The 11217-nt window shown below is 70.9% G+C and carries 7 protein-coding genes and 3 pseudogenes; 8 read left to right on the top strand and 2 right to left on the bottom strand.

The window, feature by feature from the left end; all coding sequences use genetic code 11:
* Positions 1-242: pseudogene (locus ACLEQD_RS26315) on the bottom strand (sulfatase); the annotation flags it as partial.
* A gap of 156 nt (positions 243-398) precedes the next feature.
* On the opposite strand from ACLEQD_RS26315, the gene ACLEQD_RS26310 reads away from it, so the two are divergent.
* The 8 genes and pseudogenes from ACLEQD_RS26310 to ACLEQD_RS26275 all read left to right on the top strand — a co-directional run bounded on the left by ACLEQD_RS26310 (position 399) and on the right by ACLEQD_RS26275 (position 9357).
* A complete protein-coding gene (locus ACLEQD_RS26310) occupies positions 399-1673 on the top strand; it encodes an adenylate/guanylate cyclase domain-containing protein (protein ID WP_410387714.1) in 1275 nt (424 codons plus the stop codon).
* A 173-nt stretch (positions 1674-1846) separates the two neighbouring features.
* A complete protein-coding gene (locus tag ACLEQD_RS26305; RefSeq protein ID WP_120594655.1) occupies positions 1847-2365 on the top strand; it encodes an NADH-quinone oxidoreductase subunit C in 519 nt (172 codons plus the stop codon).
* A 13-nt stretch (positions 2366-2378) separates the two neighbouring features.
* Positions 2379-3637, top strand: a pseudogene (gene nuoD, locus ACLEQD_RS26300) (NADH dehydrogenase (quinone) subunit D).
* Positions 3634-5522: pseudogene (locus ACLEQD_RS26295) on the top strand (2Fe-2S iron-sulfur cluster-binding protein). Before nuoD ends, ACLEQD_RS26295 begins: the two co-directional pseudogenes overlap by 4 nt.
* 2 nt (positions 5523-5524) lie before the next feature.
* Positions 5525-6970: a complex I subunit 1/NuoH family protein gene (locus ACLEQD_RS26290; protein ID WP_410387713.1), complete on the top strand. Its 1446-nt coding sequence runs from the start codon at positions 5525-5527 to the stop codon at positions 6968-6970.
* A 27-nt stretch (positions 6971-6997) separates the two neighbouring features.
* Positions 6998-7762, top strand: coding sequence for a NuoI/complex I 23 kDa subunit family protein (locus ACLEQD_RS26285; RefSeq protein WP_410387712.1), 765 nt, complete (start codon positions 6998-7000; stop codon positions 7760-7762).
* A 147-nt stretch (positions 7763-7909) separates the two neighbouring features.
* A complete protein-coding gene (locus ACLEQD_RS26280; RefSeq protein ID WP_338261313.1) occupies positions 7910-8272 on the top strand; it encodes a (2Fe-2S) ferredoxin domain-containing protein in 363 nt (120 codons plus the stop codon).
* A 17-nt stretch (positions 8273-8289) separates the two neighbouring features.
* Entirely contained in the window at positions 8290-9357 is a 1068-nt protein-coding gene (locus tag ACLEQD_RS26275) for an alpha/beta hydrolase family protein (protein WP_410387711.1), read from the top strand.
* Positions 9358-9377: 20 nt separating this feature from the next.
* On the opposite strand, the gene ACLEQD_RS26270 is transcribed toward ACLEQD_RS26275, so the two are convergent.
* The coding region (locus ACLEQD_RS26270; protein WP_410387710.1) for an adenylate/guanylate cyclase domain-containing protein at positions 9378-11217 on the bottom strand (1840 nt) is incomplete at its 5' end.

Below are 11217 nucleotides of genomic sequence, written 5' to 3'. Positions count from 1 at the left end.
CCCAGCAGCCCCCCCGCCACCGCGTACACGGTGGCCACGCGCAGGATGACGCCGGGCAGCAGCGGCCGGACCGCCGCGGCCAGCGCCGCGTAGGGGCCGTCCAGCGGGATGTCCACGCCCACCACGCCCGCCTTGAGCAGCCAGGCCGTCTCGGCGGCGAAGAGCAACAGCCCCAGCAGGGCGCCCAGGGCCAGACGCCCCGAAGCGGCACGGAGGAAGGAGGCGACGGACCGCACGGACATGCCCCCAGCCTCTACCCCGGCCGGGCATGGAGGCGCCAACTCTGTGTTCCACCAGGCTTTCCGGACGAGCGTGACGTGCTTGCGCTGCACTGCCTGTGCAAGATGACGCCCGGACTGTTAACGACCGATGCCCTGCCCGGACCGGGGGCCACCGTCATGTCATCCAGCGCCACGCCCAGCGACACCCTGCAGGAGTCCGTGCGCCGCGCGCTCGACGTGGAGCGCCAGTCCAATGGACGGCACCTGGCGTGGGTCCGGCTGGGCGCGGTGGGCGTGCTGTTCACCATGGCCGTGTACCTGGGCCGGGTGCGCGGGCTGCACGACTGGGACGTCTACCTGGGGCCCTTCGCGCTGTACCTCGGGTGCACCATCGCCGTGGCAGTGGCGGTGACGGCCTCCACGCGCATCGCCCGCTGGGCGTCGCTGTCCGTCGCGTTGGTGGACGTGCCCGCCGTCTACTGGCTCCAGCACCTGGCGCTGCCGGTGTCCCCCTCCCCGGGCGGCGTGGCCGGCTTCACGCTGGGCATCTTCGCGGCGCTGGTCCTCCTGTCCGCGCTGAGCCTGCGCCGGCCCGTCACCCAGCTCGTCACGCTCATCGCCATCCTGGCGGAAGTGGAGCTCCAGCGGCAGGCCTCCATCGGAGGGGGCGCACAGGTGGCCGGCGCGGTGATGCTGGCCATGACGGCCGCGGGCGCGGCCCGGCTCCTCCAGCGCATCCGCCTGCTGTCCGCCGCCGTCACCCAGGAGGAACTCCAGCGCGCCCGCCTGGGCCGCTACTTCTCCCCCGCCGTCGCCGAGCGCCTCCAGGGCATGGACTCCCCCACCCCGGAGCTGCGCGAGGTGTCCGTGCTCTTCGCGGACGTGCGCGACTTCACCTCGCTGAGCGAACGGCTGCCCCCCGAGGAGGTGGTCACCATCCTCAACGAGTACTACGGCCGCATGGTCGAGGTGGTGTTCCGCCACGGAGGGACGCTCGACAAGTTCATTGGGGACGCACTGATGGTGTACTTCGGCGCCCCGCTGCCGGACGCCCACCACGCCCGGAGCGCCACCCGGTGCGCGCTGGAGATGGTGCGGGAGCTGGAGGCCGTCAACGCCGAGCGCGCCGCCCGGGGCCAGGCCGGCCTGCGCATGGGCGTGGGCGTCCACTCCGGGCCGGTGGTGCTGGGCAACATCGGCTCGCCGTCCCGGCGCCTGGAGTACACGGCCATCGGCGACACGGTGAACCTGGCCAACCGCATCGAGCGGCTGACCAAGGGCTTCGGGGTGCCGGTGCTCGTCTCCCAGGCGACCCGCGAGCAGGCGGGTGACGCCTTCCGCTGGGCCCCCGCCCCCACCGCGTTCGTCGCGGGCAAGAGCCAGCCCGTGGTGACCTTCATCCCCGAGCCCGCCGAGGGCGCCCCGGTGCTGGGTCCGGACGTGGCGGCCTGAGCTTTCCGGCCCCCGGCCCCAGGCAGGCAAGGGGTGGATCGCGATGCCGGGCTACTGGACCGCCTAAGTGGCCTACATGGTTGAGGGTTTACGTTGACGCCTCACGCGAACGGTCCTTATAAAGCCGCGGTTTCCTCTGTCGTAGATCGAGGCCCCCCTTGAGCATTTTCGCGTTGGACCGGGTCGCCGCCCAGTTTCCCGAGGCGGTCGCGGAGCGCTATGTCGACCGCGCTGGCGGAGCCTGGGCCGTCATCCATGCGGAGTGGCTGCCGAAGGTCGCCACCTTCCTGAAGATGGATCCCGAGCTGGACTTCAAGCTGTTCGGCTCCGCGGACGCCGTGGACCGCCTGCACCTGGCGGAGAGTGATCCGCGCTTCGAGGTCGTCTACTTCCTCTATTCGCTCAAGCGGAAGGAGCACGTGCGCCTGAAGGTGCGCGTGACGGAGACCCGCCCGGAGCTCCCCTCCCTCACGCCGCTGTACCGCGGCGCGAACTGGTGGGAGCGGCTGGTGTTCGACTTCTACGGCATCCGCTTCACGGACCACCCGGACCTGCGCCGCATCCTCCTGTACGACGAGTTCCAGGGCCACCCCCTGCGCAAGGACTACGCGCTGCGCGACCGCCAGCCGCTGATCCCCGAGCGCCCCATCAAGGACATCTTCCGCGGCCCCGGCACCAGCGGCGTCGCCTGATCGAGACCTCCCCATGTCCGACAGCCACAACACCGACGCGCAGAAGCCGCACAACCCCGACACCGACGGGTTCGCCCACGAGGAATCGGAGCTGGAGTCCCACTTCCAGACGAAGAACATGGTCATCAACATGGGCCCCTCCCACCCGGCCACGCACGGCACCGTGCGGCTGAAGGTGGAGCTCGAGGGTGAGACCATCGTCAAGATCGACCCGGAGATCGGCTTCCTCCACCGCGGCTTCCAGAAGAGCTGCGAGAACGTCACCTGGACGCAGTGCCTGCCGTACACGGACCGGCTCAACTACCTGTCCGCGATGATGAACAACTTCGGGTTCCTCAACGCCGTGGAGAAGCTCATCGGCCTGGAGATCCCGGAGCGCGCCCAGTACATCCGCGTCATCGGCAGCGAGCTGCACCGGCTCACGGACCACCTGACGTGCGTGGGCGCCACCGGCCTGGAGATGGGCGGCTTCGCGCCGTTCCTCTACGGCATGGAGGCCCGCGAGCTCATCCAGGACCGCGTCACGGAGCTCACCGGCGCGCGCCTCACCACCAGCTTCGGCCGCGTGGGTGGCATCAACCGCGACCTGCCGGAGGGCTGGTCGGAGAAGGTCAAGAAGACGCTGGACCGCACCGAAGAGCTGCTCGTGGAGATGGACGGGCTGCTCACGCGCAACCGCATCTTCGTGGACCGCACCAAGGGCACCGGCGTCATCACCGCCGAGGACGCCATCGACTACGGGTGGACGGGCCCCGCGCTGCGCGCGTGCGGCGTGGACCACGACCTGCGCAAGGTGCAGCCGTACTGGGTCTACGACCGCTTCGACTTCGACGTGGTGGTGGGCGAGCACGGCGACAACTACGACCGCTACCTCGTGCGCCTGGAGGAGATGCGCCAGTCCATCCGCATCCTGCGGCAGGCGCTGGACACCATCCCCGCGGGCCCCATCATCGTGGATGACTGGCGCATCGCGCTGCCGCCCAAGCCGGAGGTGTACGGCACCATCGAGGGCGTGATGGCGCACTTCAAGCTGGTGATGGAGGGCATCCAGGTGCCCCCCGGTGAAGTGTACGACGCCACGGAGGCGTCCAACGGCGAGCTGGGCTGGTACCTGGTGAGCGACGGCCGCGGCGCCCGTACAAGGTCCACGTGCGCGCCCCGGGCTTCCCGGTGCTGTCGGCGCTGCCGCACATCATCCAGGGCAAGATGCTCGCGGACCTCGTTCCCACCTTTGACACCATCAACATGATCGGCGGCGAGGTCGAGCAGTGAGCGACAACGACACGAAGAAGCCCACCGGTGACGCGCAGACGCCCCCCAAGGGCGCGCCCACCGACACGCCCGCGGCCAGGATTGGTTCGGAGCCGTCCAACCCGCCCGCCGGCACGAAGCTGGACTCCCCGCCCGCGGCCGCCAGCGGCCCCACCGGCACGCCTCCGCCCAAGCCGGCGGCGCCCGCCGGCGGCCCTCCGCCCAAGCCGCAGCCCAAGAACCCGGGCTTCGTGACGGCGGTCATCGACGGCCGGGAAGTCGTGGTGAAGCCGGGGACCAACATGATCGAGGCGGCCAAGACGGTCGGCTCGGAGATCCCCTACTACTGCTACCACCCGCGCCTCTCCATCGCGGCCAACTGCCGCATCTGCCTCATCGAAGCGTCCAACGCGCCCAAGCTCGTCCCCGCCTGCCAGACGCCCATGGCCGAGGGTCAGGTCATCAAGACCACGACCCCCAAGGTCAAGGAGCAGCAGCGCGCGGTGATGGAGTTCCTGCTGCTCAACCACCCGGTCGACTGCTCCATCTGCGACCAGGCCGGTGAGTGCAAGCTGCAGGACTACTACATGAAGTACGACTACAAGCCCTCGCGCCTGGAGGGCACCAAGGCCCTCAAGCACAAGCGCAAGGTGCTGGGCCCCGCGTGGTGCTGGATCAGGAGCGCTGCATCATCTGCACGCGCTGCGTCCGCTTCATGAACGAGGTCCCCAAGGAGCCGCAGCTGGGCGTCTTCGGCCGCGGCAGCCACGAGCGCATCGACGTGTTCCCGGGCAACGAGCTGGACAGCAACTACTCGCTCAACACCGTGGACGTGTGCCCGGTGGGCGCGCTGCTCTCCCGCGACTTCCGCTTCAAGGCGCGCGCCTGGTTCCTGTCCGCCACGCCGTCCGTCTGCACGGGCTGCTCGCGCGGCTGCACCATCTCCGCGGACTGGATGTCCCAGGACACCTACCGCTACCGCCCGCGTGAGAACGAGGCCATCAACAAGAGCTGGATGTGCGACCAGGGCCGCCTGTCGTACAAGGACCTGAACGTGGGCCGCGTGCTGTCCGCCCGCGTGGGCCGCGGCCTCCAGGCCCCCGGCACGGTGCAGCCGGTGCTCACGCGCAAGGACGCCGCCGTCGGCGCGGCGAAGGCGCTCAAGCCGCTGACGGGCTCCAAGCAGCTCGCGGTGCTGGCCTCGCCGCTCGCGTCCAACGAGGACCTGCTCGCGGGCCTGACGTTCGCCAAGACGGTGCTGGGCGCAACGTCCGTGTTCGTGGGCGGCCGGCCGCAGGGCAAGGCCGACCACTACCTGATGACGGCGGACAAGAACCCCAACCGCCAGGGCCTGGCGCTCATCGCCAAGGGCCTGGGGCTGTCGCTCAAGGGCTTCGACGAGCTCACCTCCGCCATCAACGCGGGCCAGGTGAAGGCGCTCTACGCGCTGGGCGCGGAGGTCCCCACGGACGCGGCCGCCTTCGCGGAGGTCGTCGCGAAGCTGGAGGTGTTCGTCGCCCAGGCGCAGAACGACTCGCCGGTGACGGCGCAGGCCACGGTGCTGCTGCCGGCCGCCGCGCACATCGAGGACGAGGGCACGTTCACCCAGCAGGACGGCATCACCCAGCGCTTCCGCAAGGCGTATCCCCCCAAGGGTGACGCGGCGCCGCACTGGAAGTGGGCCGCGGAGCTGACGCGTGAGCTGGGCGGCGAGGCCGCGCACGCCTCCGCGCGCGACGTGTGGCGGGCGCTCTCGGGCCAGGTGTCCGAGTTCGCCGAGTTCAACTGGGACAAGGCCTCTCCGCCGGACCGGGAGAAGCCGGGCATCAATCCGCTGCCGTCGGGAGCCGACGGCCGTCCGCCGGGCTACCGCGAGTTCGGCGCGCCGCGCGTGAGGGGCATCTGACCATGAGCCGCATCCTGACCATGTTGTTCGCCATGGCCACCATCGTCTTCGCCGTCGCTGGCGGAGTGGCCTCGGCGTATCTGGTGGGCTACCTGGCGGAGGAGTACCTCTTCGAGGGCGCCAGCCGCCTGACGAACATCCTCTTCCTGATGCTCGTCTTCGTGATGATCACCGCGACGCTGCTCACGCTCGCCGAGCGCAAGTGGAGCGCGTTCATGCAGGACCGCGTGGGCCCCAACCGCGCGCGCCTGGCCATCCCCGGCCTGTCCAACCGCTCCCTGGGCGGCATCCCGCACATCATCACCGACGTGCTGAAGATGCTGACCAAGGAGGACTTCGTCCCCGGCACCGCCAACCGCTTCCTGTTCAACCTGGGCCCCATCCTCGCCTTCGCGCCGGTGTTCGCGCTGTTCGCGGTGGTGCCGGCCGGGCCCACGGTGAACGTGTTCGGCAAGACGGTGGACATGGTCGTCGCCACGCCGGACTTCGGCGTGCTGTACCTGCTGGCCATCGCGTCGCTCGCCGTCTACGGCACGTCGCTGGCCGGCTGGTCCTCCAACAACAAGTTCGCGCTGCTGGGCGGCGTGCGCGCCTCCGCGCAGATGATCTCCTACGAGGTCGCGCTGGGCCTGTCGCTCGTCGGCCTGTTCCTGGCCTTCTCCTCCGTGCAGCTGCCCGCGCTGGTGGGTGACGTGGGCAACGCGCTGGTGGCCGGCACCGGCCAGGCGCAGTACCTGTGGCGCACCGACGGCGGCTTCGACCTGGGCCTGCCGGCGTGGGGCATCTTCATCCAGCCCCTGGGCTTCATCGGCTTCTTCGTGGCGTCCTTCGCGGAGACCAAGCGCGCCCCGTTCGACGCGCCGGAAGGCGAGTCGGAGATCATCGGCTACTTCGTGGAGTACTCCGGCATGAAGTTCGGCATGTTCATGATCTCCGAGTTCGTGGAGGTCGTGGTGCTGGCCGGCGTGACGGCGTCGCTGTTCCTCGGCGGTCACCACCTGCCCTTCGGCGGCGAGTGGCTGGCGGCGCAGCCCTTCATGCAGGAGCACGGCTGGGTGTACGGCACGCTCCTGGGCACGGTGTTCTGGCTCAAGGTCATCCTGCTCATCTGGGTGCAGCTGGTGATTCGCTGGACCTTCCCGCGCTTCCGCTACGACCAGATCCAGAACCTGGGCTGGAAGATCCTCCTGCCCGTGGGCCTGGCCAACGTGTTCATCAGCGGCGCGCTGGTGCTGTGGGATCCCTCCCTGCGCGCGCTGGGCGTGGTGGGCCTGCTGGAGATCGGCTTCGTGGTCGCCCTGACCATGACGTCGGGCTCCAAGACGGCGGGCGCGCACGACGCGGCGCACGGCCATGGGCACGACGCGCACGGCCACGGACACGACGCGCACGGCCTGCCGGCGCACGCGGCGGACCCCCACTCCCATTCTCCGGCGGGCGCGCACTAGCGCGGTCCGGAAGCGAGACAAGACACCATGGCGTTCAATGCTTCCCAGGATCCGCGCACGGACCTCCGCGAGCGGATGTACATCCCGGAGCTGCTGCGCGGTCTGGCCATCACGACCAAGCACTTCTTCCGCAACATGTTCGGCACGCGCGACACCAACCCCCAGGTGGTGGACCGCACGGGCATGAACCTGATGACCACGGTGGAGTACCCGGAAGAGAAGCCCATCTATCCGGAGGGCTACCGGGGTCTTCACCGGCTGGTGCCGCGCGAGGACGGCAAGCCGCGCTGCGTGGCCTGCTACATGTGCGCGACCATCTGCCCCGCGCAGTGCATCTACATCGAGGCGGGTGAGTACGAGACGGCGGACTCCGACTCCGAGTCGGCGGTCATCGAGAAGTACCCCACCCAGTTCGTCATCGACGAGCTGCGCTGCATCGTGTGTGGCCTGTGCGTGGAGGCGTGCCCGAAGGACGCCATCCGCATGGACACGTACATGCACACGCCGTCCGAGTACAACCGGCAGAACTTCGTCTACGACATCCCGAAGCTGCTCAAGGGCCCGGCCGTGTCGCACCCGTCCGACCCCTGGAACAAGCGCGACAGCTCCGCGGAGCCGCACCACGTCCACAAGGAGGCGCACACGCGCATCGGCGAGGGACACGAGGGCCACGCGGACCACGGCAAGCCCGCGCAGCTGGGCGCGGGCCACGGCGCCCACGCCAAGGCGGGTGCCGGGCACGCGGTGGTGACGCAGCAGGGTCCCATCCAGGTGACGAAGTTCATCAAGTAGTCCTGTCTCTTCCGCGCCACGGCGCAGCCCGGCCCGCCCTCTTCCCGCTGTCAGGGGAAGGGCGGGCCGAAGCCTTTTCTGGGGGCATGTGGTGATGCTGCAGCTCTTCAATGCGCATGGTGCCGGCCAGGCACGGGGAGCCCCGCCGTGAAGCGCTACCGGATGTCGGTGTGCAAGGGCTCCAGCTGCCGCGAGGGCGGCTCGGACGCGGTGCACGTGGCGGCGCGCGAGGCGCTGGCGGAGAAGGGGCTCCAGTCCCGGTGCGAGCTGTACCGGGGCGGCTGCTACGGCTTCTGCCACATGGGGCCCAACGTGGTGGTGCGCGAGGACACGGGCCGCAAGCGCGACCCGCTGTCCCCGGAGGACTACCAGCTCATGGGGTGGCCCGGAGAGGTGTACTACTCCGGGATGACGGCGGAGAAGATGCGCCGCGTGGTGGCCGAGCACATCCAGGACGACGCGCCGGTGCGGGAGCTGTTCGGCCAGCCGGACTCCGGCGACGACGACTGAAGCTCCGGAGGTGGCCCGTGCTTCGCGCATCCCTGTCTCCCCTCCTCCTGTCAGGCCTCGGGGGCCTGCTGTTGCTCGGCGCCTGTTCGCGGCCCGTGGCGCCCGTGCCCCCGCGGGTGCTGGGCGCGCATGCGGACGCGGACAGCCCTCGCGTCGTCGGCGCGGCGCTCGTCCGGGACGGTGACTCCCGCCAGGAGCTGCTGCGGCGCCATCCGCGCGTCGAACCCGACGCGGCGCTGAAGGACACGCTGCGGGCCGTCCTCGCGGACTCCGGGCAGCGCCTGCGCTGGAGCGCCGCGCCCGTGGAGGACCTGACGTGTGACAACGGCGACGTCCGCTTCCGGATCCAGGTGCGCGTTCCGCCCTCGTGCCAGGAGCGCGCGTGTCCCGTGCTCGCCTTCTACACCACGGGCTGTCCCCGGCCGGGCTACCACTGGCGCCCGGAGTTCTTCCTCCGCGCGGGCTTCATCTACGCGGAGCCCGCGGTGCGGGGCACCCGCTGCTCCGAGGACTGGGCCCGCGCGGACGACGGGCCCCTGCGCGTGGAGGCCGCCACGGACCTGGAGGCCGCCAGCCGCTGCCTGCGCCAGCGCTTCACCCGCGATGGCGTGGTGCCCAGGCTGGGCATCCTCGGGTGGAGCTACGGGGGCAACCAGACGCTGGTGGGCATGACGCGCTTCGCGGGCAGCTACGACGCGGGCTTCGCCCTGGCCGCCAAGACGGACCTGGCCTCCTTCCTCGCCCAGACCTCGCCGGAGCTGCGCCGCGCCCGGGCCGCCGAGTACGGCGATCCGGAGAAGGACGCGGAGCGGCTGCGCGCCATCTCGCCCGTGACGTGGGTGGACCGGGTGGAGGCGCCCATCGCCCTGATGCTGGGCGCGAGGGACCCCAAGGTGTCACTGTCGGACGCGGACGTCTTCGTGCGCGCGCTCCGGGCCCGGGGCCAGGACGCGTCGCTGATGATCGTCCCCGAGCACGCGCACCTCACGGAGCGCCCGGAGGAGATCGCGTTCGAGCACGCCCACCTCCTCCAGTTCTTCACCGCGCGGTTCGGCATGCCCCTGCGGGTCGAGACGCGGCCCTGAAGGGCGGTGGCGACCTGCGCTCAGCGGCTGTCGGTGCTGCGCCGGCCCCAGCGGATGACGCCGTCCCAGTCCGCGGGCGGCGGCGTCTGGATGAGGCGCTGGCAGCGCTGGACGTAGACGCGGGCCACGGGGTCGCCGTGCTCCACGGTGCAGCGGCGGAACAGCTCCTGGGCCACCAGGAAGTCGCGCCCGTAGTAGGCGCTGAGGGCCTTCTCGTAGAGGGCCATGCCCGCCTGCTTCTCCGGGGAGAACTCGCCCCGGCGGCCCAGCAGCTCGTGCACGCGGACGGGCTGGGGACGGTCGCGCAGGAGCACGCGGTCCACCTCGCGGAAGACGTACGCGTCGCTGGCGAGCTGCGCGGTGGCCTCCCCCACCAGCACCCGGGTGCCGTACTCCTTGTTGGCCGCCTCCAGCCGGCCGGCCATGCCCACCGCGTCGCCCATGACGGTGTAGTGGGACTTGAGCTCGCTGCCCATGTCGCCCACCAGCAGGTCGCCCGTGTCGATGCCGGCGCGCACCGCCAGCCGGTGGCCGAACTGCTTCTCCCAGAGGGGCTGCTTCTGCGCGAGCGCCGCCTGGAGCTTCAGCGCGGCCTCGCAGGCCAGGTGCGCGTGGCGGTCCGTGCGCACGGGCGCACCCCAGAAGGCCAGCACCGAGTCGCCGATGTACTTGTCCACCTGCCCCACCGTGGCGCGCACCACGGCCGTCATCTCCGTGAGGAAGGTGTTGAGCAGCGGCACCAGCTGCTCCGGCGGCAGGGCCTGCGACAGGCGGGTGAAGCCCTCGATGTCGCAGAGGTACACCGTCATCTGCCGGCGCTCCGGCTTCATCAGGCTCACGTCGCGCGCCACCAGCCGCGCCACCTCCGGGCTCACGTAGCGGCCCAGCGCGCTGTGGACGAACTCGCGCACGTCCTGTTCGGTGCGGAAGGCGTAGAGCGTCGTCACCAGGAACGCGAGCCCCCCGGACCACAGCGGGCCGGCCACGGCGATCCACAGCTTGTCGTGGACGAAGACGTACCCCGCCGCGCCCACGTAGCCCGCCCCCGCGGCCACGGCCACGCAGACGAAGAGGAAGGCGCCGCCCACGGAGCGCAGGAGCCAGCTGAAGGACAGCGCCAGGAACGCGCCGATGAACGCCAGCCCCATGGTGGCGAGCATGTCCACCTTCGGCGGCGCGCGGGTGATGCCGTCCGACGCGAGGATGTTGGCGAGCGCCTGCCCCAGCACGGCGCCGTTGGCGATGCCCGGGCCAATGGGCGTCACCCGCCGCTCGGGCGCGTAGCTGCTGGTGTTGGTGAGGATGACGGCGCGGCCGTCCAGGTCGTGGTCGAAGCGGGCGGGCCGCGCCTCCTGCGTGTCGAAGAGGTTGAGCAGCACGTTCCACGCGCGGATGGAGCGGGCGAGCGGGCCGCGCGCGCCCCGGGTGGCGGACGGGGCCTCCCAGCGCAGGAGGCTGTAGCCGGCCGCGTCCATGGGCACGGAGTACTTGTCGCCAATGAAGAGGCGCCCGTCCGCGTACCGCAGCTTCTGCGTGCCCGCGAGCCGCATGGCGGCGGCCAGGGGCAGCGAGGGCAGGACGTAGCGCTCACCGCCGCGCGGGCTGTACGCGACGAGGTGGGGCACGCCGCGCACCACGCCGTCGGGGTCCGCGGGCAGCGTGGTGGCGCCGTAGCCGCTGGCCGGGCTGAGCAGCGGCGTCACCGGGTGCTGGAGCTGGCGCACCTCCAGGAGCTTCTCCGGATCCAACCCCTGCACCTGCACGGAGGCCAGGGCGAGGAACAGGTCCGACGGCGCGACGCGGAAGGCATCGTCCGCGGCGCGGCGCTCCTGGATGGACGCGGCGGCGTGCCCAGCTGCT

This window comes from Corallococcus sp. 4LFB (assembly GCF_046520365.1).
Lineage (GTDB): Bacteria > Myxococcota > Myxococcia > Myxococcales > Myxococcaceae > Corallococcus > Corallococcus caeni.
The sequence above is the reverse complement of the archived record's forward strand: the minus strand, read 5'-3'. Positions and strand labels throughout refer to the sequence as shown.

Excerpts from the sequence above, each read along its gene's own strand:
- ACLEQD_RS26285 (WP_410387712.1), top strand. The coding sequence starts at position 6,998 with ATGGCGTTCAATGCTTCCCAGGATCCGCGCACGGACCTCCGCGAGCGG.
- ACLEQD_RS26290 (WP_410387713.1), top strand. The coding sequence starts at position 5,525 with ATGAGCCGCATCCTGACCATGTTGTTCGCCATGGCCACCATCGTCTTC.
- ACLEQD_RS26310 (WP_410387714.1), top strand. The coding sequence starts at position 399 with ATGTCATCCAGCGCCACGCCCAGCGACACCCTGCAGGAGTCCGTGCGC.